The sequence below is a fragment of the Butyrivibrio sp. FC2001 genome, from assembly GCF_000424125.1.
Taxonomy (GTDB): Bacteria; Bacillota; Clostridia; order Lachnospirales; family Lachnospiraceae; genus Butyrivibrio.
Genome location: NZ_AUJH01000004.1, coordinates 173,520 through 195,460 on the forward strand (window position 1 = coordinate 173,520; position 21,941 = coordinate 195,460).

The following is a 21,941-nucleotide window of genomic DNA, read 5'->3' on the forward strand; positions in this document are numbered from 1 at the left end:
AAGTATGTAATGGATAACGGTTACGATACCTATGTAAAAATACCGGATATGGGCCTGATAACAGGTTCATATCCGGTATTTTAGTTTGTTCACAAATAATTACAAATCAAACAGTTGCATTCTTCATGCTGTATTTCTTTCGGTACTCTCCCGGAGTGGTGTGGAATTCCTCCTGGAACATGCGGCGGAAAAGCTTGTAGTTGGTAAAGCCGTGCTGCTCCAGAATGTCCTTTAGCGGAATATCTGTGTATATCAGATCCTTATAAACGTGGGACATGCGAAGCTCGTTCAGGTACTGAAGGTATGACACACCCATATTTCTCTTAAAGAAGTGACTGAAATAATCTTCACTAAAAGCCACCACAGAGGCTATCTCTCCTATGGAGATGGGATTCATGTAGTGCTGCCCGGAGTATTTGATTATAGCCCTTATATGATCAAAGTTCTTTTGCCCAAGAGATACATTGTCGTTCTCCTTAGGATAAGAAAAATTGTGATATAGCTGATACATAAGATCAAAAAGAAGGCTGTTGAATTTTAGGATTCCGCCATCTTTTTTCTCTTCAAAGACCTTGCGCATTTCCTCGATGGTCAGGATAAGTCTTGACCTGTTACGCTTGCTCTCCAGATCATCGCAGTGGGGGTCAAAGGAAAAGCAAAGCTCCGAATAATTAGGTATATAGCGCTCAAGGAGCTGCAGGGGAAGCTGAATCAAAATCGCCTTGTTTCCGTTTACCGACTTTGTGGAGTGAAGTACATTCGAATCTACTATGTTTATGTCCCCTGGTAAAAGATGTGCTATATCATTTGCGATAGCAACGTCCACGCTTCCCTCAAGAATGTAGTTTATTTCAAGAGCAGTGTGCCAGTGGGTTGGTACATAGCTGCTGGAGTCATTAAATATCCAGAAGAATATATCAAAACCATCTGTAATTCTGTCATTTTCATGACGAAGATCTTTTTTACCCATAAAAATATTTTCCAATCTAAAAATCCATGTAAATCAGCAAGTTCCAATATTATTGCATAAAAATTAAAATGCGTCCAATAGTAAAAAGACGGAATCGACCTATTATAAAACAGAATAGGCGCTTTTTTAACCCATGCCGGATAAGTAGAATAACATTCATGAAAGACATGAGGAAAAAAGATATGAAAACTACAAAACGTGCTTTAAGACGGCAGTTGCCGCTGCAGCTTATGGTTCTGCCGGGTATTATTTTTATGCTCATTTTTAGCTATTACCCGATTTACGGACTGACAATTGCGTTCAAAAACTACACCGTAATCGACACCTTATCAACAGCAAAATGGGTAGGACTTGATAACTTCAAAATTGTTATGGGCGATAAGTATTTTTGGCAGTCCGTAACGAACACACTGGGCATCAGCCTGTTAAAGCTTCTTATCGGATTTACCACACCGATAATCCTGGCAATCATGATTTATGAGTTAAAGGATGGCCCCTTTAAGAGAATAAGTCAGACGATATCCTACCTTCCCCACTTTTTATCATGGATCATCCTTGGAGGAATGGTGATCAACTGGCTATCAACCTCGGGAATGCTTAATCAGATACTTGTGGGCGTAGGCATTCTTGATAAGCCGGTAAACTTCCTTCTTGATGCTGACAAGTACTGGTGGATAGCGGTAATTGCAGATACCTGGAAGGAAGCAGGATGGGGCACAATCCTCTATCTTGCCACCATGGCCGGAATTGACCCTACTTACTACGAGGCGGCGCAGATTGATGGTGCGGGCAGAGTAAGACAGATAATAAGCATCACGCTTCCCCATCTTCGCATGATCATAAGTCTTAATCTTATTTTGACCATAAGCTCACTGCTTAAGTCGAATCTGGATCAGACGCTGGTACTTATGAATTCTCAGAATCAGATAAGAGCTGAGGTTATTGACTCCTATGTATACAGAATGGGGCTTGCTCAGGGCGATTTTTCATATGCGACTGCCGTAGGTCTTGGAGTATCAATTGTTTCGGTGATCCTTCTGGTAATTGCAAATTCAATAAGTAAGAGATTCAACGAAGAATCGGTTTTGTAAGGAGAGGCAATGAAAATCAAACGTATAAATCCTTTTATTGCGATAGATTCAACGCTGGTGTGTCTTATATCCGTGGTGATACTGGCCCCTGTTTTAAATATCTTCGCATCATCATTTGCAAGTAACAGAGTTCTTGCGGAGGGAAACTTCATCTTTTTCCCAAAAGAGCTGACCCTTGATAACTACATAGCTGTTTTTAAGGATGCGACCATATGGCATGCATATTTGATATCTGTTTTAAAAACAGTGATCGGAGTAGTGACACATGTTTTCTTCTGCTCCATGGTGGCCTTTGGACTAAGTAAAAGAGATCTGAAGTTCAGAAATCTGTATACAGTCATGGGTGTCATCACACTGTTCTTTTCAGGCGGTATGATCCCTACCTACCTGCTTATGAAAAAACTTGGACTTTTAAATAACTTCATGGTCTACATTCTGCCACAGCTTTTTAGCTACTACGACGTGGTAATTTTGATGAACTTTTTCCGTCAGGTGCCTTCATCTTTGGAGGAATCGGCATCCATGGACGGAGCCGGAGTGTGGAGGATTTTTCTTCAGATCATTCTTCCGTTGTCAAAACCGGCCCTTGCCACAATAGCACTTTTTAACGGTGTCTATCAGTGGAATGACTTCATGACAGCCAAGCTCTATATGACAAAGGAAAGCCTGTATCCCGTTCAGATGAAGCTTTATGAGATCATCGTTCAGCAGCAGGCAGCCAGCATGAACACCATAGGAAATGTGGCACTTCAGACCACCTCGAAGGGAATACAGCTGGCAACGATAGTAGTTACAACCGTACCGATTCTAATCATCTATCCAATGCTTCAGAAGCATTTTGTATCGGGAATGATGCTTGGCGCGGTTAAAGAATAAAAAACATGTGAAAATAAATAAGGAGGAATTTACACATGAATATTATGGAAAAGGGAACCGGTATTATGGCCGGTGCACTGTTTGCTGCAATCGCTCTGACAGGGTGCGGCACAGAGGCTGCCAAAGCAGATGCTATGGTGGCAACAGGCGATGACGGAGTAGTGGAGAGCGGAAGATATACGCTTGATCCTGAGACTCCTGCATGGAAGCTGGACACAAAGGAGGATTCAGAGCTTACCTGGTATGTAAACGCTGACTGGTGGAACACAAGCTGGGGTGAGGACGTTGTTACCAGGAAAATGAAGGAAGACCTGAAGGTAAACATCAACTTCCTTGTGGGTGATGACACAAAGCTCAACACATTTTTCGCAGGCGAGGATATGCCTGATATGATCACAATCTTTGATGCTTCCAGCCAGGTTGCACAGAAGGCGGATACATGGGCTTATTCACTGCAGGAGCTTGCTGATAACTATGATCCCTATTTTTATAAGGTTGCAGCAGAAGATACCCTTAACTGGTTTAAGCTTGCAGACGGAAACACCTATGGTTATGCGGATTATTCAAATACACAGGCAGATTATGACAGTGATCTTCTTCCTGCAAAAACAGCCTTTGCAATAAGAGATGATGTTTATGAGGCAATCGGAAAGCCCTCTATGGAGAGCCAGGAGGATTTTCTTGCAGCTCTTGGCATGATAAAGGAACAGTTCCCTGATCTTGTACCCCTTGGCTTTAACAACTTTGAGACAGACGGAACCAGCTCTCTTGGGGATACACTTCAGGATTATCTTGGCGTTAAGATCGTAAATGACGATAACAGTCACTATAACAGAAACCTTGATGAAGACTATCTTTCATGGGTTCATACACTTTCAGAGGCCTATAGAGCAGGCTACATCAATGATGACAGCTTCACAGATGATAACACTGCATGGCAGGAAAAGCTTACCATCGGAAAATATGCCTGCATCATGGTAGACGGAACAGCTCAGCAGTCCGGCTTCCTTACACAGTTTACAGGTGACACAGGCCACGCTTATATCGCAATCGACGGACCTAAGAGCACAACAGGAAATACCCCCAAGCTCAATCAGGCAGGAATCAGCGGCTGGATGGTTACATACGTATCAAAGACCTGTAAGGATCCTGCAAAGGCAATCCAGCTTTATACATACCTTCTTGATGAAGAGGGCGAGATTCTCACAAACTTTGGTATCGAAGGTGAGACCTATGTTGTTAACGAGGATGGCAGCTTTTCTCTTACGCAGGAGATGAAGGACTTTCAGTCAGCTGATAACGATCGCTTCAAAAAAGAGATCAGAATCGGCGAGTTCATTCCTTTTGGACATGACAAGTACAAGGCTCTTTCAAGAGATTCCTTCCCGGATTCAATCAAGCAGATGCAGGAATGGGGCAAGGGTAAGCTTTATCCCCACTTCGTTCTTGAGAATGCCGTACCTGATGCGGGCACACCGGAAGCAAGAAACTATGCTGCAATAAAGACCTTCTGGTCAACAACTCTTGTTTCTCTTATCAGAAGCGGAAGTGATGAAGAATTCGACCAGACACTTGAAGCTTATAAGCAGTTTTTGGATGAGAATGGCTGGGATGATATCGAAACAGCTATGACAGAGAAGATTAAGGCAAACGCTGAAAAGCTCGGCAACTGATCCTAGAAAGGTTTTTACAAAAATGATTACGTATCTTTCAGATAACCAAAAGAGAATGACCGCTGGCCAAGTGACTCTTGAAAAGAAAAATCCCGGAGAATTCCGTGTGGTTAAGATATATCCGGATGAAGAATATCAGACTATCATCGGATTTGGCGGCGCTTTTACGGAGGCTGCCGGAACAGTTTACGACAGTGCCAATGAGGAAAATAAGAAAAAGCTCCTTGACCTTTATTTTGGCGAAGACGGAAACCGCTACACTATGGGAAGACTCCATATTCAAAGCTGTGATTTTGCCCTTGGCAATTACGCCTATGATGATGATCCCCAGGATCGTTTGTTGGAAAAATTTTCAATCGACAGAGATAAAAAGTATATTCTACCCCTCCTTCATGAGGCTATCAAAAGGGAAAGCAGGCTTTCATTGCTTGCTTCTCCCTGGAGCCCCCCTGCCTTCATGAAGACTAATAATGAAATGAATCACGGCGGAAAGCTCAAGGAAGATTTCAGGGCTATGTGGGCCAGCATGATCGTCAGGTATCTGAAAGAGTATGAGAAGCAGGGCATAAAAATTCAGAGACTAACCGTGCAGAATGAACCTGCAGCGACTCAGACCTGGGATTCATGCATATACAGCGGCGAAGAAGAGGCATATTTTGCTATTCATTATCTAAAACCTGCGCTTTTACATAACGGATATTCCCATGTGAAGGTTCTTATGTGGGATCATAATAAAGACATTATTATTGACCGTGTAAATGAAAGCTTTAGCGTGGAGGAAGCAGAGGAGAGTATAGACGGTATTGCTTTCCACTGGTACACCGGAACTCATTTTGAAGCACTTGCAAGAATCCGTGAAAAGTACCCCGACAAGGAACTTATTTTTACGGAAGGGTGTGTAGAATATTCAAGATATAAAGAAGACCGTAGCCTTCAGTTTGCGGAGATGTACGCAGAAGAGCTTATGGGTAATCTCAGAGCAGGCTGCAATGGTTATACCGACTGGAATCTGTATCTCAATAAAGAGGGTGGCCCTAACCATGTAGGAAACTTCTGCGATGCGCCTGTTATGTTTGATGAAAAGACACAGACCATCGATGTGAAGCTATCCTATTACTACATAGGGCATTTTAGCAGATTCATACGCCCCGGCGCAGTAAGGGTTCTTAGCAGTTCCTTCGATCCTGATATTGAGACTGTATGCTTTAAAAATCCCGATAACAGTATTGCTGTAGTACTTTTAAACCGCAGAGATGAAGAGAAGGAATTTACATTAGGAATTCAGGGTTATAGTGCTGATATAAAATTACCTGCTCATTCCATTAAGACTCTGGTAATTGACAGTGATGAACTTGATTAAGTTCATTAATTTGTAAAATACTTTAGAAAAAATAAATCATCTTGTTAATCCAATGGGTTACAGGATAAATGATTGGGGCTATGTCGTGCGAGACAGAGTAATGGTATAAATCAAAGAGACACATGCCACTTGAGTGTAGAAAAATACCCTCAGGTGGCTTTTTTTCTTTTATAAAAACAGATATAGTAGAAGATAAGTATTTTGAAAAAAGAGCTGATTTCAAGATGAAGTCAGACAATATGAAGCCTGGAGCTAACTATGAAGATAATGGTCAGCGCATGTTTGCTGGGACAGAACTGCAAATATAATGGTGGCAACAATTACAGTGAAAAAGTTGCGGAAGTAATCGCTGAGACACTTGGATGCAAGACTACGAGCGTTTCTGTTGCAATCAAAGATATTCCGGAGGAAAGAGATGTATGAACGCGGTGAGTGCTGCCTCAATATGGGAGACCTTTATGGATTTGAATTAAATCCAGTACCACAGGATGGCTATAAGGACATTATCGGTCAGATCGTAAAGGGGAAAATAGACCGTCCTATGGGAAGTTATCACACACGTCATAAAGACGAGATATATGCGCAGATTGCATTTCAGGAACAATTTTACAGCGGAGTTTTGGTGGGGATGTAAGTAGTTGACAGAACAGTGAAGAACTAGAAGAGATGAAAGCAAAACTTCTTTGTGAGCTGGATAAACTATTGTAATACATTAAGAAAGATTGATGAAGGATGAGACTTTGAGTTAAGCACAGAGCGTGCAATGATTAAGTAGAGGGAATGAACCATGCTTATAGGAATCCTTTCAGATACACATGGACTATTGAGGCAGGAAGTGATTGATGGCTTTAAAGGTGTGGATCATATCATTCACGCTGGAGACATAGATAATAAAGCAGTCATCAATCGTCTTAAAGAGATTGCTCCGGTAACGGTTGTGAGAGGAAATGCAGATAAAGAGTGGGCTGAATATCTTCCAGAGACAGCGACCTTGGAGCTCCTTGGCAATAAGATCTATGTTATTCACAACAAAGGTAAGATCCGTGAAGATCTTGCTGGAATATCAATTATCATCTATGGTCACAGCCATAAATACCGTCTTGTAGAGAAAGACGGACAGATATGGTTTAATCCTGGCTGCTGTGGAAAAAGGAAACCGGAGCAGGAAGTGTCTTTTGCCATTCTTGAAATCTCAGGCCCGGGTGAGTTTGAATTTAGGAAAAGAGTTATAGACAATGCCAGTCAGGACTCAAAGCTTCCAAAGGATATAGACAAAATCATTTCTAAGGCGATGGACATGACGGACAAAGGAAAGTCGCATAAAGAAATTGCCAAAAAGCTTACTCATACTGGGAATTTGACACAAAAGAAAACTATGGGAAGGCTATAAAATTCTTTTTTGAAAACTACAATAAAGAATTGCAGAAACTGTTGATAGCACCGTTTGATATTAATTTGGGATATTCTGTTTAAGAGATTTGCAAATAGATGATGCCTGGAGCAAAGGAGCAACAGAGATCAGCCTTGATGCAACAGAGGCGGGGAGACCCCTTTATAAAAAATGTGGCTTTGAAGACTCGGAAGAATGCATGGTTTTGGTAAAAGAGAAATGAACAATCCCTGGGAAGAGATAAAACTTGATGATTATGAAAAGCATATGAGCCTGGACTTTGTAAAGCAGCTGCAGACCATGAACAAAATGATGAAAGAGCAGTTTGATGCTTATCAAGTAAACACGGCAATGATTTTTGGCATAGCCGGTGGCAATGGATTAGAACATGTCAGCAAAGAAAAGTATCAGATTGTTTATGGCGTAGATATAAATAAAGAGTACCTTGAAGCTGTCTCTGGACGCTATACAGACTTGTCAGGCGTATTGCAGTGCCTTCAGGTTGATCTTATAAAAGATACATCAAAGCTGCCTAATGCACAGCTACTAATTGCAAATCTGCTAATAGAATACATTGGGTATCAGGCATTTGTAGTTGCTGTACATCGGGTTGATCCTGATTACGTGTCTTGCGTAATTCAGATTAATACAGATGAAAAGAACTGGGTTTCAGATTCGCCATACATCCATGTATTTGACAGGCTTGATGAGGTGCATAGCCAGATGGAACAGGACGAGCTTGTTTCTGTGATGGAAGGCGCAGGATATCAGAAGATACTGGAGGAGACAGAGTCTCTTCCTAACGGAAAAGCTTTATTAAGAATTGATTTCAAAAAAGGAAAAGAACGAACCTATGACATCAACTAAAGAGTACCTGGATTTCATATTAGAACAGCTCTCTGAGCTGGATGAAATAACATATAAAGCTATGATGGGCGAATACATCATCTATTATCGCGGCAAGATTGTTGGCGGAATCTATGATGAGCTTCCTGAGCCCAAGAAAAAGAAGTGAGGCAGAAATTCATGTGGAAGATAAAGCAATTTTTGATGGGGACTTTGGGATAGTGGGGAGTGATTCATATCTAACTGGATGGTTTTCATGATGGAGCAATTATCGTTTTTTGAGGAAAAACACAATGATCCACGGCCTCCGCTGGCACTTAACTGGAATCTGTGGCATGGATGCACCAGAGCAAGTACAGGGTGCCTACATTGTTATGTTTACCGGAGAGATGAGTCCATAGGAAAGGACCCTACAGTCCTTCATAAGACAGATAACTTTAATCTCCCAATACGAAAACTAAGGTCAGGACAGTATAAGGGCATGTATAAGGTTCCATGCGGGTCACATATTTATACATGTTTTTCTTCAGATTTCTTTCATCCCGATGCAGATGGATGGAGAAAAGATGCCTGGGAAATGATGCATGAGCGTTCAGATTGTACATTCTTTATGATTACTAAAAGACCTGAGCGTATTGCAGATCATCTCCCTGCAGGATGGGGGAACGGATGGGAGCATGTTACGATAGCCGTTACCTGTGAGAATCAGGATATGCTGGATAAGAGACTTCCGGTTTATCTGGATCTTCCATTGTTCCATCATGCCGTGATGATAGAACCTATGCTGACTGAGGTGGATTTGAGTCCATATATCGAAAAATACAGGACTTCCGATGGGCGATCGCTCATCAAGGAGGTTTCCGCAGGTGGCGAGTCAGGAGCAAATGCAAGGGTCTGCGATTATAAATGGGTAGAGAAGGTATGGTTACAGTGTAAAGAGAACGGAATCTCATTTTATTATCACCAGACAGGAGCAAAACTGATTAAGGATGGGAAGCTTTATAACATCCCAAGAAAGCTACAGCATATCCAGGCGCATAAAGCTGGATTGGATTTATAACTTTTTATATTACGTTCTAAAGTATTAATGTGCATAATGCAAAAGCAGTGAAAAACAGACCTTTATCTGTGTGCGGATCAGGTCTGTCTTTGGTTGTACGATAGTATATATTTACATAAGCCATGGCTTAAAGGACTGTCAATCGAGGAGGATGCGGTATTTGAATATTCTTTTATTCCTTGCAAAAGGCTTTGAAACTATGGAAGCCAGTGTTCTTGTTGATGTTATGGGATGGGCAAGAAATGATTTTGATTGTGATGTGAACGTAATCACATGTGTGATGTGATGATGCTGGAGAAGGCTGATGATAATTCAGGATATTGATAAAGGAAGGCCCTTTGACTGGGGCAAAACATCAGAAGATTATGCCAAGTACAGGGACATTTATCCGCAGGAGTTTTATGAGTACATTTTGCAGCTGGGTTTGTGTAAGGACGGACAGAGGATACTTGATATAGGAACCGGCACAGGTGTACTTCCGAGGAACATGTATAAGTATGGCGCGAAGTGGACGGGAACTGATATTGCCGATAATCAGATCAGGAAGGCAAAAGATCTTTCTGAGGAAGCCGGGATGAAGATCGATTTCTTTACATCCAGGGCAGAAGAAGTTTCTTTTCCTGATAATACATTTGATGTGATAACGGCTTGCCAGTGCATATGGTACTTTGACCATGATATTACGGCGCCAAGCTTTGCAAGAATGCTTAAATCGAAAGGCAAATTTCTGATTCTTTACATGGGGTGGCTTCCATATGAAGATCCGATAGCAGGTAAAAGTGAAGAAATCATTTTAAAGCATAATCCAAACTGGACAGCTTATGGTGATACAGTTCATCCTGTCTGGGTGCCGGAGCAGTACTTGAGGTATTTTGATTTATTATCGCAAGAGCAATTCAGAGTTGACATTCCGTTCACAAAAGAGGGATGGCATGGAAGAATGCGGGCCTGCAGAGGCGTAGGGGCATCAATGTCACCAAAGCAGCTGGATGCATGGAATAAAGATCACATGGAGATGCTACAAAAAGAGGCTTCTGAAAACTTTATGGTAAAACACTACATATCAATTGCTGAACTGCAAGTGAAGAAATAAGGAATAATGATAAAACTTACAGATTACAGAAAAATCAACCATTTGGTTGATCGGATCAGAATAGAGAAAGTATACCCACTGTCCATTTTAGAGGGGATTCAAACGGGCGAGATATTTGTCGATGATGACGAGGCACCAACAGCAGCATTAGTGTGGCATTATTGCGGATTCGCCAATATCCTGGGGAGTTATGACGAGAACTTTATTGCAGAAACTATGAAGTTGATGCAGGATTCTCTGGAAGGTCATTCGGGACGTATGGCACTTCAAACCGAGAACGACTCTCGCTTAGAGGAGATGATACTGAGAACTCCAACGGTTGCTAAACACGAGAGGTATATTTTTGAGTTTGAAGGAAAAAAAGACATTATTCCGCACACGCTGGATGCTAAGCTCAAGGAAATATCACACGATAATTATGAATTGATGAAGGGAAGGATCATCCCTTCTTTCTCATGGTCCAATCAAGAAGGGTTTATTAAGAATGGCTTCGGATATTGTTTGGTTGAGGAAGGACAGATGTTGGCTTGCGCATTTGCGTCAGGCGTTTCAAAAGAGTATGTGGATATCGGCGTAGAGACAGCAGAGGAATGTCGCGGAAAAGGGTACGGACGGATTGTTGCCGCTGAAATGGTAAAAGAAATTCTATCAAGAGGAAAGACTCCGATGTGGGGGTGCGACATAAGAAATGAAGCTTCCATGAGGCTGGCCTGCTCAGTTGGGTTTGAAATCGTCGGGATACATCCGTGGTATAAGAGTGAAAAGTGATGAATAGCGTGTTAAATTTTGTGGTTAAGAAATAACTTTTAATATTATGTACTACTGTGAGGAGTATGACTAATGAGCAATGTTATTTTTGACATGGCCGGTAAAGATGACATATCTGAGTTGGTTCGTTTGAGAATTGCATATATGATAGACGATTTTGGAACTATCAGTGAATATGAGCGGCAATGTATGGAGGAACAACTTCCGGGATATTTTGACAGAAGACTTGGAAAAGAACTGATCGCATTTATTGCAAGGGCAGAAGGCCGGTTGGTGGCAGCGGCATATCTGCTGATCATTGAGAAGCCGGCGAACCCGTTTTTACCCAATGGACTTGATGGAGAAGTGCTCAGTGTATATACAGAGAATGAATACCGTGGAAAGGGTATCTGCACACAGCTGATGAAGAACATGATATCTCTGGCTATGAAGTAGAATCATTTATCTCGCTTATTAAATGGCCCAGTGGTGCTACGGGAATTCAGGGTTCAAGTCCCGTATGATCCATCTTTATATTGCGGTAAAAATATTCAAAAGGAGTATCACCATCTATATGCATCATAATTTCTTGTTTGACCTTGATATGACGCTGCTCGACTTCCATGCTTCTGAGCGAAAAGCGCTAGAGATAGTAATTACAGAATGCGGGCTGAAGTTCACAGAAGAATGCTATGACCATTTTAAAGCGTACAATAAGGCTCTCTGGCTTGAGCTTGAGAAGGGGACCATCACAAGGACCGAGTTGTTTATAAGAAGGTTTACAGACCTGTTCGAGTTCTGTGAGGGAGACCATTCCGAGCTAGATCCGCTTACTGTAAATAACAAATTCATCTATACGATGTCCCAGAACGGCGTGCTTATTGAGGGTGCGCTCGAGTTCATGAGCAAGCTTAAAGATACCATCCAAGATTCCAGGTGCTATATCGTATCTAACGGCGCGACTATCAATGCTGAGGGAAGGATAAAGTCAACAGGTCTCGATAAGTATCTCGAGAAGGTTTATGTCAGTGAATGGATGGGCGTAACAAAGCCCGACAAAGAGTTTTTTGATATGGTGCTTGAAGGAGTGAATGAGCCGAAGGAGACATGTATCGTGATAGGAGACTCACTTTCTTCTGATATGCAGGGCGCTAAGAATGCTTCGCTGGCATCTGTGTGGTTCATGCCTTCCGGTAATATCGAAGAAGCGCAGAAAGCCTACGATATCAATTATTGTGCATCCTCTTTCGATGAGCTTTACGAAGTGCTTTTGAAGTGGGTTGAAAAATAATATTGCGGTATTATGCACAATAGATAATTATAAAAACCATATTGACTCTCACATTATGGCAGGGATTAAAGTAGTGGTGAGCTCAAGAAATAAACATCCATGGAGGTAGAAATAATGCTTAAAATAGGAGATTTTTCAAAATTATCCAGAGTAAGCATCAGGATGCTACGCCACTACGATGATATCGGTTTACTTAAGCCGGCAGAGATAGATGATTTCACCGGATATCGTTATTATCGCGAGGACCAGTTATTCATCGTTGCAAGAATTACTGCTTTAAAAGACATGGGATTTCCCTTGGCTGAAATAGTACGTATTCTTGAAATATATGATGACAAAGAAAAGCTTGATGGCTTTCTGGTTGCCAGACAAAAGGAATTGGCTCAGCAGGCAAAGGAAATGGAGTATAAACTGATGCTTCTGGATACAGCCCGAAAGAGGCTGAGAAAGGAGCAAAAAATGAGTTTTGATGTAACCATAAAGACAATACCCGAGAGATATGCAGCGACTGTACATATGGTCGTTCCGCACTATGAGGACGAAGGAATGGCATGGAATATGATGGGCGAGTGCAAAGAACCGCTCATTCCTGCTGATCCCTGTTATGCCATTGCAGAGTTCCTTGACGATGAGTTCAAAGAAGAAAATGTTGAGATCGTTGTATCCATGGCGGTCAAAGGCAAATATCAGGATACGGAGCATGTGAAGTTTAAAACACTTCCGGCAGTTAAAGTGGCAAGCTGTATCATCAAAGGCAGTTACGATCAGATGGGAGAGGCTTATGCAACGGTGGCTTCATGGATCAAGGCAAACGGATATCAGATGAACGGACCTATGTTTAATATATATCATGTGAGCCCTGCACAGACGCAGGATCCGGAGGAGTATGTTACAGAAGCTTGCTTTCCTGTGGAGTAATGAATATCCGGTGCCGGGGAGTTTTATATCTTCCCGGCGATCTTTGACAGGAGGTTTCTTATGGAATATATCAAGGTGACAAAAGAGAATCTTGAAGAGGAGCATATCTGTTGTGCCATATCAAACAATAAAGACGTGCAGGTCTCATCGAAAAAGGCATGGCTTTCAGACCGTTTTGATGAGGGGCTTGTGTTCCTTAAAAGCGTGGAACGGGGAAAGTGCTTTATAGAATATATTCCTGCGGAGTATGCGTGGAATCCAATAGATGCTCCCGGGTATATTTATATAGATTGTCTTTGGGTTTCAGGATCACTTAAGGGACACGGATATTCAAGCGACCTTCTTTCAGAATGCATCAATGATAGCAAAGAAAAAGGGAAAAAGGGATTATGTATTCTGGCTGCGGCGAAGAAGAAGCCATTCCTGGCCGATCCGAAATTCCTGAAATACAAGGGATTTGAAGTGTGTGATGAAGCAGATAATGGAATTCAGTTATGGTATCTTCCTTTTGAGAAGAGTGCGGAGAAGCCAACGTTCAAAGGATGCGCACGGCATCCGCACATAGATGAGAAAGGATATGTTCTCTACTATACGAACCAGTGCCCGTTCAATGCGAAGTATGTACCTGTGCTTGAAGAGACAGCCACGAACAATGGCATTCCATTCAGAGCAGTGAAAATCGAAAGCAAGAATGATGCACAGAATGCTCCCACACCGATTACCACTTATGCTCTGTTCTGTGATGGTGAGTATGTTACGAACGAGCAAATGAATGATAAGAAGTTCTTGAAGTTGGTAGGAAGGTAACTCGGAATTTACAGTAGCATTACTAGGGATGGTTAAAACATTATCTACACAGGATTATTGACGGCACCAATGAGCGCTTTTATAAAACTATGCGCTCGCAGCCAAATTTAACAAAAAATAGCAAAATATGTAAGCTTCGCTTGGTAGACAGGTGGAGCTTACTTTTTTATGATTAAGAAAAATGTTAAAATATTTGGCAAAGGTGGTAGAAATATGAGGAAGGTATTCTTGGATAATATTCGCTGGATAACAGTAGTGCTGGTTGTCATCTATCATGTAATCTACATATTCAACGGTGTAACACAACATGGCATCATCGGACCTTTCAGTAAACATCAGCCCCAGGATACATATCAGTACATTGTATATCCTTGGTTCATGTTACTTCTGTTTGTGGTATCCGGCATGTCAGCCCGCTATGAACTAATTAAACGAACAGAAAAGGAATTTATCAGCGTAAGGACGAGAAAGTATCTTGTACCATCAACAATCGGCCTTCTGGTTTTCGGCTGGATTCTTGGCTATTACAACATGCTGATGTCTGGTGCATTTAATTCCATGAACAACGTACCGGGGCCCATCCTTTTCCTGATAATGGCAGTCAGCGGCTCAGGCCCTCTGTGGTACGTTCAGATGCTTTGGCTCTTCAGCATGATACTGGTACTGATCAGAAGGATTGAAAAAGACAGATTCTATAATATCTGTGGTAAAGCAAATCTTTTGACATTTATACTTCTTGTTATACCCGTATATGGAGCGGCGCAGATACTTAACACACCGATAATTGTGGTATACAGATTCGGTATCTACGGACTGGGCTTTATGATCGGCTACTTTGTATTGTCCCATGACGAAGTGATGGATCTACTTGGTAAAAACTGGCTGTTATTAAGCATCCTTGCCTTCGCATCCTGCATAGCCTTTGTGATTTTATATAAAGGTCAGCCTTATCCGGATCACGTAGTTCTGGACACAATCATGTGCAATGTATACGCATGGTTTGGAACTCTCGGTATACTTGCCTTCATGAAAAAATGGGGAAATTTCACGAATGCTTTCTCAAAGTGGATGTGCCGAAAATCATGGGGCCTCTACGTATTCCATTATCTGATGATAGCGGTCAGCGGATGGTATCTGCATATATTATGTCCGTTCCTTGCCCCTGTCATCGTATACCTGTTGGTTGCAATAGCAGCATTCGCAGGCTCCTACCTTCTGTATGAAATCATGAGCCGTATACCTTTCATAAGGTGGTGTGTTCTGGGAATAAAAAAGGAGAAGAAAGAATGAGTTTTGCAGACAATCTTATGGAATTAAGAAAGCTTAATAACCTGTCACAGGAGGAAATTGCTGAGAAGATAGGCGTATCCAGACAGACGCTTTCAAAATATGAGACCGGAGAGTCGCTGCCGGACATAAAGAGATGTAAGATGCTGGCTGACCTCTTTGGTGTATCCATGGACGACCTTATCTCATATGAAAAGAATGATTCGGACAACCTGGGATATGCTATACCGCCGAAAGGAAAACATATCTTTGGAATGGTCAAAGTGGGAGATAAGGGTCAGATCGTCATTCCTGCCAAAGCAAGAAAGATCTTCGATATTAAAACAGGCGACAATCTGATTGTCCTCGGAGATGAATTCCAGGGTATAGCTCTTATTAAGGAGACGGGCCTTCTCGGTCTTATCAACAGTGCGAAAGAAAGTATAACTGACTAAAAGAATGTAGGTGAAAGATGATGGCAAAATTGCAGGAGTTATCACTGGTAGAGCATACTACAACGAGGTGCATATCGGAGATCTGATTGTTGGCAAGCGGAATGTATTAGTGGGGATGAAAAGTGTAACTACACGTCGAATGCCACAAAGCAAATAAGGTCAAGTAGCCTAATTGACATTTGGGCAATAACTACGCGAAAAATGGTCAAACAGGGATTTCTCGCGTAGGAAATGACCACCTAAAGGCAATCGATTACTTGAAAATTGCTTAGGAATAGATAAGACTCGTAGGAAAGAGCTAATACTAAGGCAGAAACTACTTGATAAATACTAAAACTCAGGTTGGGACAAGTAGAAAAGACAATATTGCTGCTAAATCCTACGCGAAAAAAGCTTAAAGTAAGAATTTTTCAAGTAATAACGACCTTCCGGGAATGTTTCCCAAAAGAGTTATAGATAGAAATAATAACGGAAGATAATTAAGTGAAATACAGGTCTTTATCAGTGTAAGATAAGACCTGTTTTTTGTTTTGTGATATTTTTGTTCTAGGATGTTCCAAAGAGTTAAGTGAAAAGGAGCGTGTGGTATAAGAAAATCCTGGGATGAGTAGATTGCTGGGAAAATAATAATAAAGGAGATTCTAAATGAAAAAGCCTTTATCTCTGGATAGCAAAATGATAGAGAGTCAGAATATATCCTATTGCATATTTGGCAAGGGAGATATTGATTTGGTTATTGAAATGGGACTTGGTGCAGTTGCCGGTGAGTGGTGGCACATTGCAGAGCAGCTGTCAAAACAGTTTACCGTTCTTTTGTATGAGCGTGGAAGAAGTATTACAAAGGCGCGCTCACCGAAAAATATAGCCGAAGAATTACATACTTTGTTAATGGAACTACCCTGTAAAAGTAAGTTTATTATTTTGGCACATTCACAGGGGGGTCTGTATGCGCAGCAATTTGCCAGATTGTATCCCAACATGATTCGTGGCATAGTGTTTGTGGATCCTTTATCTGCAAATGACAATACATATAAATCAGTATTTACAACAGCTGATGAGCAGAAAAAGAGTGGATTTAATAAATCAGAAAACTTTGTAATCATGCGGAAAATGGCTTCCTGGCATTTGGGATCTGTAATTAAACTCATTATGAGAAAAGCACCTCCATTTTATTACTATGATCAATTTACACCGGAATCAAAGAAATACATTTTAGATGAATTAACAAAGGTAGAACTTCATGATGCCGCCTTAGAGGAATATCGCCTGGCACATGAGGAAAAGGAGATCTGTCAATTAAAAGAAAGAGGAAACTTTCCGCAGATTCCTATCGTACTTATAACCCATGGAAGTGAATTTGAAATAAAAGAAATCATGGAATTTGGACAAACCACAAAAGAATTTGCAGAAAAAGTTGAAGAGCTGTGGCAGTCTTTGATGCAGGAATACCTTACTTTTTCAGAAAAATCGATCTTGTTAAGAGCAGATAATAGTGGACATTATATTCATTTGACTGATTTTGAAGTAATAATGAAGGCATTACAAGAAGGAGAATCCTGGACATAAGGGGGTCTTTATTATGAGTAAGATTATTATTTTAGCTGGAAGTCCGAGAAAAGAGGGAAATATTTGTTATTGGAAATCGTGATGAAGAATTCTTTAATACTATTTTCGACAGTGAGCATCAAGACATTATTGTTGCGGAAGAAGACAGAAGTATTATTGGATTTGCCCATGTTATGATTCTTGAACAAAAAAAGGTTCCTTGTTTGAAAGATGAAAGAGTTCTTTATTTGCAAGATATTGATGTCGCAGAAGAAATGCGCAGTAAGGGGATAGGATCAAAACTTATTGATGCATGTAAGAATTATGGAAAAGATAAAGGCGCAGATTTCATGAGGACTCAGGTTTTCCCACAAAATACGCGAGGCATGGAGTTCTATGAAAGAGCTGGTTTCGCTGAAAAAATGAAAACTATAGAAACTTATCTTTAAACACTAATACAAATTTGCATTTAATTTAAAAATAACACAATTCTAGTTTTTTGAAACACACGGGGTGATTTTTATGATAAGAAAAATGAAAGAGGAAGATTTGCAACAGTGTGGAGTGATATATGCTAAGGCGTTTCCTATAGAATATTGGGGGATTGATTGGAACCCTGATAATGCTAAAGAATATTTGTTGGATTATTACGAGCAGAAAAGATTTGTAGGATATGTGTATGAAGAAGATGACGTGGTAATTGGATGTTTATTTGCATTATGTAAGATATCAGGAAGTAAAAAAGAAATATATATTAACGAAATGGCAGTTTTACCTGAAAGACAGGGCCAAGGTATTGGTAGGCAATTACTGAAGACGCTATTAGATTATAGTAAGGAAACAGGATGTGCTGGGGTTGTCCTTTATACTAGTGAATATGCCCCTGCTTCCAAATTCTATGAAAATAATGGTTTTAAACTGTCACAAGGAACTATTTGTATGTATTGTGAATAAATTCAAGTTTGTAGGGGGAAGATAAGAGAAAAGGGAGGATCTAGATGTGAAAATAGTAGTATTCTCAGATGTACATGGGAACCTTAATGCTTTAAAAGAAGTACTTGAACAAATAAAAGAACAAAATGCAGACCTGACAGTATTCCTGGGAGATATTTTTCAGCGTGGGAACGAAGAAATAGAATGCCTGGAACTACTAAAAGACAACGAAATACTTTGTATAAAAGGAAACTGTGAGCTCTATGCTGAGCATGGAGTGGATATTGATCCTGATGTGGAATATTTGAGACCCTATTATGACGGAATAAGGGAAAAACTCACAGATGACCAAATGCAGTTTATCAGGCAGATGCCATTGCTCTACGAAAAAGAATGTAATGGTCATAAAATCTGCTTTTCCCACTTCTTATTTTTGGATCATGATGAGGCATATCCTTTTTTGCCATTATCAAGCTTAAAAAATGGCGAATTTGATAAAGCCTGCGAAAGAGATGATGTCAAAAAATATGATCTCTTTGTGCTTGGCCATTGTCATCAGAACTTCGTAAAAGGGAATGTGGTTTCTGTTTCTGCTACCGGCTTGGAAGGAGCTTCTTACCTTTTGATAAACGCAAACGACGATTCAATTAGTTTTGAGCACATAACACTATGAATGTGATGATATCCGGCATGGATGGGTATAGAAAAAAGAGGGTAAAGATATGAGCCTACAATTTGTAAAAGCAAGCACTTCTGATGCTTTGACACTTAATGGAATATCTAAAAGAGCCTTTGATAGCGATGTTCAGGTTGGAGCACCTTCAGCTGGTGGGCCACCTGGATATATGTCTGTTTCTTATCACACAAAGATGGCCAGAACAAATCACTTGTATAAGCTCACGGACAATGGACTAATTGTTGGCGGTGCGATTCTATTTTTGGAAAAAGACAAGTTGAACATCGGAAGGATCTTTGTAAGCCCGGAGCATTATCGCAAAGGCTATGGAGTCTACATGATGCAGGAAATTGAGACAATGTTTTCAGATGTAAAGGAATTTGTATTAGATACGCCCATTTGGAATGTCAGAACAAACGCCTTTTATACCAAGCTGGGATATGTGGAAGTGAGTCGGGATAATGAATTCATTTATTATATTAAGAAATGTGAGTGATGAAAAGGACTCAGAAGAGGATTACCGAAAATATACTAATTCCAGCCTCCGCGACGAGGCCATGCACTCTCTCGGAGTCGGAACAACATCCGATATGGATAATGTAATAACGGATTTATTCTTTCCGAGCCTTCGGATAAAGGCTTACACACTAGGTGAGCGAATCAACATCTGGCGGGGAAAGATAGTTTCCGGAAAATATGCGGTTTCTAATGAATCGCGGCTATTCAATGCTTTTGAAGAGATTCAAAATATAGACATACCCATATATTTCTTTGCAGGTGAAAACGATATGACCTGCTGTACATCATTACAGAAAGAGAGCTTTGAGATATCACTGAATGTGATGATATCCGGGATGGATGGGTATAGAAATAAGAAGGGTAATAAAAAATGATTGAGTTCAGAAATGCTGAGGTGGCTGATGCAGAGTTGGTGAGGGATATATATGACGCTGCTTTTAATGATGACTACGTAAAATATGGCGAATGTCCGGCGTATGGAAGGACAAAAGAAGAGATGGAGCAGTCAATAATTGATTATCCCAAATTCATAATTCTTAATGAAAGTAAACCGGTTGGCGTCATTTCATGCAGGGAGCTGGAAGCGGGTAATTATGAAGTCGGATGTTTATGTGTAATTCCTGAGTTTCAGGGAAGAGGAATAGGAACGACTGCAATGCGATTTGCAATAACACATTATTCTGATTGGAAGACATTTACACTAGTAACTCCTGTGGACAAAAGTCAAAATGTAAAATTCTATACAGAAAGATGCGGCTTTGATATCCAGTCTGAAGAAATGGATGGAAGTGTTAAAGTATACAGATTTATATTGAGGCGGATATGATGATAAAAGAAATATTTGGAAAAGTAAAAATATATAGGCTCCATTCGCGTGTTGATAACCGTGGATCTCTGGAATATGTTTTTGATGAAAACACTGCCTGTTTCAATGCTCGGGAGACAAGAATCTATAGCATGCCCAAAGAAGGAACTTTTTTTGGAATTCACTACAGAGAAGAGAGTAGCCCAATGACGAAGTTTGTGACAGTCATAAAAGGCAGAGGTATGGATTACGTTATTGATTTGAGAAAAGACTCCTCAACCTATCTTCAATGGGAGTCATTTGAACTGTCAGAAGAAAATGCACTGGCAGTACTGATTCCTGCAGGTTTTGGGCATGCTTTTATTTCATTGAAAAATGATACGATACAGCTTTATGCTGTGGACAGAAGTGGCAACGATGCTTATTCAAAACATATTAATTACATGGATTCCAAAATCGGTCTTAAAATGCCCGTACCCATTTCCGAAATCTCGGATTATGATTTAAGCGCTTCTTTTGTTTCAGAAAGGGGAGTTGTAGGAGAGTGATATGTTAATAGAAACTGATAGATTGATAATCAGAGATATAGCACTGACGGACGGAGAGACGTTCATTCATATGGCTTCTGATGGGAGCCTTAATGATGTAGGCTTTGACAAAGATTCTAGTTCCTGGATGGATGACTGGATTATAGAAGCGCAAAATCTGGCGCGAGAGGACAATCCTCGAAAATCTTATCTTGCTTATGTGATTGAAGATAAAAGAACAGGCTCGACTATCGGATCTGTCGGATGTTCATATTATGAGGATTTGCAGAAAGTGGGCATTACTTATTTTATCGGAGCAGATTTTCGAAATAATGGATACGCTTCAGAAGCAATAAAGGCGTATATTTCTTATTTCTTCGAGCATTATGATGAAAATGAGATAATTGCCACTATACGTGAGGATAATGTCCCGTCTTGGAAAACGATAGAAAGTGTAGGCTTTTCATTTACAGAGAAAAAAATGTACAAAGATATCAACGATGCGAACGAAGAATTATATCGATTTTATTTGGCGCAACGGAAGGAATATTTCGAATGAGTGGGATTATCTTATACAAATCAAAATACGGGGCGACCAGAAAGTATGCGGAGTGGCTTTCGGAAAGAACCGGGTTTTCATACATTGAAACTGATAAATCAGATATCGGGGTGATATCGGGATATGATGTGATCATTCTCGGTGGTGGAATCTATGCTTCCGGGATTGCGGGACTTTCTTTTTTGAAGAAGAACATAGAAAAACTGAAAGGTAAGAAATTGATAGTTTTCTGCTGTGGGGCATCCCCTTTTGACCAGGAAGCGTATGAGGCTGTGGTAGCTCATAACATGAAAGGTGCGCTGGAAGGCATTCCCTGTTTCTACTGTCGTGGAGCTTGGAATGAAAATGAGATGACTTTCAAGGACCGGACGCTTTGCAGAATGTTACAGAAGGCGGTGGCAAAAAAGAATCCGGAGGAATATGAACCCTGGGAGAAAGCTTTAATGTGTGCGGTAGGGCAGAAATGTGATTGGACGGACAGGGCATATCTAGACCCCATATTGGATTATATTGGTATATCGCGCTAAGGAGCAA

Annotated in this window: 28 protein-coding genes and 2 pseudogenes; 29 read left to right on the forward strand and 1 reads right to left on the reverse strand. The window is 40.7% G+C overall.

Going from position 1 to position 21,941, the window contains the following annotated elements; translation table 11 throughout:
- Positions 1 to 106: 106 nt before the first annotated feature.
- Positions 107 to 970: an AraC family transcriptional regulator gene (locus tag G601_RS21630; protein WP_035786119.1), complete on the reverse strand. Its 864-nt coding sequence runs from the start codon at positions 968 to 970 to the stop codon at positions 107 to 109.
- Positions 971 to 1,152: 182 nt separating this feature from the next.
- Here G601_RS21630 and G601_RS0102705 point away from each other — a divergent pair, with 182 nt between their 5' ends.
- From G601_RS0102705 to G601_RS0102855, 29 genes and pseudogenes are all read left to right on the forward strand, one after another.
- On the forward strand, positions 1,153 to 2,061 hold the full coding sequence (locus tag G601_RS0102705; protein WP_242834365.1) for an ABC transporter permease: 909 nt from the start codon (positions 1,153 to 1,155) through the stop codon (positions 2,059 to 2,061).
- Positions 2,062 to 2,070: 9 nt separating this feature from the next.
- Positions 2,071 to 2,937, forward strand: coding sequence for a carbohydrate ABC transporter permease (locus tag G601_RS0102710; protein ID WP_035790226.1), 867 nt, complete (start codon positions 2,071 to 2,073; stop codon positions 2,935 to 2,937).
- Between the two features lie 35 nt (positions 2,938 to 2,972).
- Positions 2,973 to 4,610, forward strand: a complete 1,638-nt coding sequence (locus G601_RS0102715; RefSeq protein WP_155834438.1) for a sugar ABC transporter substrate-binding protein — start codon at positions 2,973 to 2,975, stop codon at positions 4,608 to 4,610.
- 55 nt (positions 4,611 to 4,665) lie between these two features.
- A complete protein-coding gene (locus G601_RS21635) occupies positions 4,666 to 5,970 on the forward strand; it encodes a glycoside hydrolase family 30 protein (RefSeq protein ID WP_207638007.1) in 1,305 nt (434 codons plus the stop codon).
- Positions 5,971 to 6,228: 258 nt separating this feature from the next.
- Positions 6,229 to 6,312, forward strand: a pseudogene (locus tag G601_RS27290) (DUF523 domain-containing protein); the annotation flags it as partial.
- 73 nt (positions 6,313 to 6,385) lie between these two features.
- Positions 6,386 to 6,604, forward strand: a complete 219-nt coding sequence (locus G601_RS0102735; RefSeq protein WP_026664400.1) for a hypothetical protein — start codon at positions 6,386 to 6,388, stop codon at positions 6,602 to 6,604.
- Between the two features lie 153 nt (positions 6,605 to 6,757).
- Positions 6,758 to 7,360, forward strand: a complete 603-nt coding sequence (locus G601_RS21640; protein ID WP_051205514.1) for a metallophosphoesterase family protein — start codon at positions 6,758 to 6,760, stop codon at positions 7,358 to 7,360.
- A 195-nt stretch (positions 7,361 to 7,555) separates the two neighbouring features.
- Positions 7,556 to 8,227 (forward strand): methyltransferase type 11, encoded by a 672-nt coding sequence (locus tag G601_RS0102750; protein WP_242834366.1) that lies wholly within the window; start codon positions 7,556 to 7,558, stop codon positions 8,225 to 8,227.
- Positions 8,214 to 8,348: pseudogene (locus G601_RS21645) on the forward strand (TfoX/Sxy family protein); the annotation flags it as partial. The gene G601_RS0102750 and the pseudogene G601_RS21645, both read left to right, overlap by 14 nt.
- A gap of 114 nt (positions 8,349 to 8,462) precedes the next feature.
- Positions 8,463 to 9,266 carry a DUF5131 family protein gene (locus G601_RS0102760; RefSeq protein WP_242834367.1) on the forward strand — a complete coding sequence of 268 codons (804 nt, stop codon included), beginning with the start codon at positions 8,463 to 8,465 and terminating at the stop codon, positions 9,264 to 9,266.
- 160 nt (positions 9,267 to 9,426) lie between these two features.
- Complete coding sequence (locus tag G601_RS0102765) at positions 9,427 to 9,552, forward strand: protease (RefSeq protein WP_026664403.1); 126 nt, start codon at positions 9,427 to 9,429, stop codon at positions 9,550 to 9,552.
- Between the two features lie 18 nt (positions 9,553 to 9,570).
- Positions 9,571 to 10,359: a class I SAM-dependent methyltransferase gene (locus tag G601_RS0102770; protein ID WP_026664404.1), complete on the forward strand. Its 789-nt coding sequence runs from the start codon at positions 9,571 to 9,573 to the stop codon at positions 10,357 to 10,359.
- Between the two features lie 6 nt (positions 10,360 to 10,365).
- Complete coding sequence (locus tag G601_RS0102775) at positions 10,366 to 11,127, forward strand: GNAT family N-acetyltransferase (protein ID WP_026664405.1); 762 nt, start codon at positions 10,366 to 10,368, stop codon at positions 11,125 to 11,127.
- 72 nt (positions 11,128 to 11,199) lie between these two features.
- The gene (locus G601_RS0102780) at positions 11,200 to 11,562 is read left to right on the forward strand and encodes a GNAT family N-acetyltransferase (RefSeq protein WP_026664406.1); all 363 of its coding nucleotides are present in this window, start codon (positions 11,200 to 11,202) and stop codon (positions 11,560 to 11,562) included.
- A gap of 118 nt (positions 11,563 to 11,680) precedes the next feature.
- Entirely contained in the window at positions 11,681 to 12,397 is a 717-nt protein-coding gene (locus tag G601_RS0102785) for a YjjG family noncanonical pyrimidine nucleotidase (protein ID WP_026664407.1), read from the forward strand.
- Positions 12,398 to 12,511: 114 nt separating this feature from the next.
- On the forward strand, positions 12,512 to 13,315 hold the full coding sequence (locus tag G601_RS0102790) for a MerR family transcriptional regulator (protein WP_026664408.1): 804 nt from the start codon (positions 12,512 to 12,514) through the stop codon (positions 13,313 to 13,315).
- A 60-nt stretch (positions 13,316 to 13,375) separates the two neighbouring features.
- Positions 13,376 to 14,122: an N-acetyltransferase gene (locus G601_RS0102795; RefSeq protein WP_026664409.1), complete on the forward strand. Its 747-nt coding sequence runs from the start codon at positions 13,376 to 13,378 to the stop codon at positions 14,120 to 14,122.
- A gap of 168 nt (positions 14,123 to 14,290) precedes the next feature.
- Complete coding sequence (locus tag G601_RS0102800) at positions 14,291 to 15,412, forward strand: acyltransferase family protein (protein WP_196808791.1); 1,122 nt, start codon at positions 14,291 to 14,293, stop codon at positions 15,410 to 15,412.
- A complete protein-coding gene (locus G601_RS0102805) occupies positions 15,409 to 15,843 on the forward strand; it encodes a helix-turn-helix domain-containing protein (protein ID WP_022774247.1) in 435 nt (144 codons plus the stop codon). The genes G601_RS0102800 and G601_RS0102805 overlap by 4 nt, the downstream gene beginning before the upstream one ends.
- Positions 15,844 to 16,488: 645 nt before the next feature.
- Positions 16,489 to 17,409: an alpha/beta fold hydrolase gene (locus G601_RS0102810; protein WP_026664411.1), complete on the forward strand. Its 921-nt coding sequence runs from the start codon at positions 16,489 to 16,491 to the stop codon at positions 17,407 to 17,409.
- A 68-nt stretch (positions 17,410 to 17,477) separates the two neighbouring features.
- A complete protein-coding gene (locus G601_RS25620) occupies positions 17,478 to 17,837 on the forward strand; it encodes a GNAT family N-acetyltransferase (RefSeq protein ID WP_255346152.1) in 360 nt (119 codons plus the stop codon).
- A 73-nt stretch (positions 17,838 to 17,910) separates the two neighbouring features.
- A complete protein-coding gene (locus G601_RS24615; RefSeq protein ID WP_051205517.1) occupies positions 17,911 to 18,342 on the forward strand; it encodes a GNAT family N-acetyltransferase in 432 nt (143 codons plus the stop codon).
- Positions 18,343 to 18,388: 46 nt separating this feature from the next.
- Positions 18,389 to 18,994, forward strand: coding sequence for a metallophosphoesterase family protein (locus G601_RS0102825; RefSeq protein WP_026664412.1), 606 nt, complete (start codon positions 18,389 to 18,391; stop codon positions 18,992 to 18,994).
- A 49-nt stretch (positions 18,995 to 19,043) separates the two neighbouring features.
- Positions 19,044 to 19,493 carry a GNAT family N-acetyltransferase gene (locus tag G601_RS0102830; protein ID WP_026664413.1) on the forward strand — a complete coding sequence of 150 codons (450 nt, stop codon included), beginning with the start codon at positions 19,044 to 19,046 and terminating at the stop codon, positions 19,491 to 19,493.
- Complete coding sequence (locus tag G601_RS0102835) at positions 19,486 to 19,890, forward strand: hypothetical protein (RefSeq protein WP_207638008.1); 405 nt, start codon at positions 19,486 to 19,488, stop codon at positions 19,888 to 19,890. The genes G601_RS0102830 and G601_RS0102835 overlap by 8 nt, the downstream gene beginning before the upstream one ends.
- On the forward strand, positions 19,887 to 20,342 hold the full coding sequence (locus tag G601_RS0102840) for a GNAT family N-acetyltransferase (protein ID WP_026664415.1): 456 nt from the start codon (positions 19,887 to 19,889) through the stop codon (positions 20,340 to 20,342). Before G601_RS0102835 ends, G601_RS0102840 begins: the two co-directional genes overlap by 4 nt.
- Positions 20,339 to 20,869, forward strand: a complete 531-nt coding sequence (locus tag G601_RS21660; RefSeq protein WP_051205519.1) for a dTDP-4-dehydrorhamnose 3,5-epimerase family protein — start codon at positions 20,339 to 20,341, stop codon at positions 20,867 to 20,869. The genes G601_RS0102840 and G601_RS21660 overlap by 4 nt, the downstream gene beginning before the upstream one ends.
- A gap of 1 nt (position 20,870) precedes the next feature.
- Positions 20,871 to 21,407, forward strand: coding sequence for a GNAT family N-acetyltransferase (locus G601_RS0102850; protein WP_026664416.1), 537 nt, complete (start codon positions 20,871 to 20,873; stop codon positions 21,405 to 21,407).
- Positions 21,404 to 21,934, forward strand: a complete 531-nt coding sequence (locus G601_RS0102855) for a flavodoxin domain-containing protein (protein WP_026664417.1) — start codon at positions 21,404 to 21,406, stop codon at positions 21,932 to 21,934. The genes G601_RS0102850 and G601_RS0102855 overlap by 4 nt, the downstream gene beginning before the upstream one ends.
- The last annotated feature ends 7 nt before the right edge of the window (positions 21,935 to 21,941 follow it).

Excerpts from the sequence above, each read along its gene's own strand:
- G601_RS21630 (WP_035786119.1), bottom strand. The coding sequence starts at position 970 with ATGGGTAAAAAAGATCTTCGTCATGAAAATGACAGAATTACAGATGGT.
- G601_RS0102705 (WP_242834365.1), top strand. The coding sequence starts at position 1,153 with ATGAAAACTACAAAACGTGCTTTAAGACGGCAGTTGCCGCTGCAGCTT.
- G601_RS0102710 (WP_035790226.1), top strand. The coding sequence starts at position 2,071 with ATGAAAATCAAACGTATAAATCCTTTTATTGCGATAGATTCAACGCTG.
- G601_RS0102715 (WP_155834438.1), top strand. The coding sequence starts at position 2,973 with ATGAATATTATGGAAAAGGGAACCGGTATTATGGCCGGTGCACTGTTT.
- G601_RS21635 (WP_207638007.1), top strand. The coding sequence starts at position 4,666 with ATGACCGCTGGCCAAGTGACTCTTGAAAAGAAAAATCCCGGAGAATTC.
- G601_RS0102735 (WP_026664400.1), top strand. The coding sequence starts at position 6,386 with ATGTATGAACGCGGTGAGTGCTGCCTCAATATGGGAGACCTTTATGGA.
- G601_RS21640 (WP_051205514.1), top strand. The coding sequence starts at position 6,758 with ATGCTTATAGGAATCCTTTCAGATACACATGGACTATTGAGGCAGGAA.
- G601_RS0102750 (WP_242834366.1), top strand. The coding sequence starts at position 7,556 with ATGCATGGTTTTGGTAAAAGAGAAATGAACAATCCCTGGGAAGAGATA.
- G601_RS0102760 (WP_242834367.1), top strand. The coding sequence starts at position 8,463 with ATGATGGAGCAATTATCGTTTTTTGAGGAAAAACACAATGATCCACGG.
- G601_RS0102770 (WP_026664404.1), top strand. The coding sequence starts at position 9,571 with ATGATAATTCAGGATATTGATAAAGGAAGGCCCTTTGACTGGGGCAAA.
- G601_RS0102775 (WP_026664405.1), top strand. The coding sequence starts at position 10,366 with ATGATAAAACTTACAGATTACAGAAAAATCAACCATTTGGTTGATCGG.
- G601_RS0102780 (WP_026664406.1), top strand. The coding sequence starts at position 11,200 with ATGAGCAATGTTATTTTTGACATGGCCGGTAAAGATGACATATCTGAG.
- G601_RS0102785 (WP_026664407.1), top strand. The coding sequence starts at position 11,681 with ATGCATCATAATTTCTTGTTTGACCTTGATATGACGCTGCTCGACTTC.
- G601_RS0102790 (WP_026664408.1), top strand. The coding sequence starts at position 12,512 with ATGCTTAAAATAGGAGATTTTTCAAAATTATCCAGAGTAAGCATCAGG.
- G601_RS0102795 (WP_026664409.1), top strand. The coding sequence starts at position 13,376 with ATGGAATATATCAAGGTGACAAAAGAGAATCTTGAAGAGGAGCATATC.
- G601_RS0102800 (WP_196808791.1), top strand. The coding sequence starts at position 14,291 with ATGATTAAGAAAAATGTTAAAATATTTGGCAAAGGTGGTAGAAATATG.
- G601_RS0102805 (WP_022774247.1), top strand. The coding sequence starts at position 15,409 with ATGAGTTTTGCAGACAATCTTATGGAATTAAGAAAGCTTAATAACCTG.
- G601_RS0102810 (WP_026664411.1), top strand. The coding sequence starts at position 16,489 with ATGAAAAAGCCTTTATCTCTGGATAGCAAAATGATAGAGAGTCAGAAT.
- G601_RS24615 (WP_051205517.1), top strand. The coding sequence starts at position 17,911 with ATGATAAGAAAAATGAAAGAGGAAGATTTGCAACAGTGTGGAGTGATA.
- G601_RS0102830 (WP_026664413.1), top strand. The coding sequence starts at position 19,044 with ATGAGCCTACAATTTGTAAAAGCAAGCACTTCTGATGCTTTGACACTT.
- G601_RS0102840 (WP_026664415.1), top strand. The coding sequence starts at position 19,887 with ATGATTGAGTTCAGAAATGCTGAGGTGGCTGATGCAGAGTTGGTGAGG.
- G601_RS21660 (WP_051205519.1), top strand. The coding sequence starts at position 20,339 with ATGATGATAAAAGAAATATTTGGAAAAGTAAAAATATATAGGCTCCAT.
- G601_RS0102850 (WP_026664416.1), top strand. The coding sequence starts at position 20,871 with ATGTTAATAGAAACTGATAGATTGATAATCAGAGATATAGCACTGACG.
- G601_RS0102855 (WP_026664417.1), top strand. The coding sequence starts at position 21,404 with ATGAGTGGGATTATCTTATACAAATCAAAATACGGGGCGACCAGAAAG.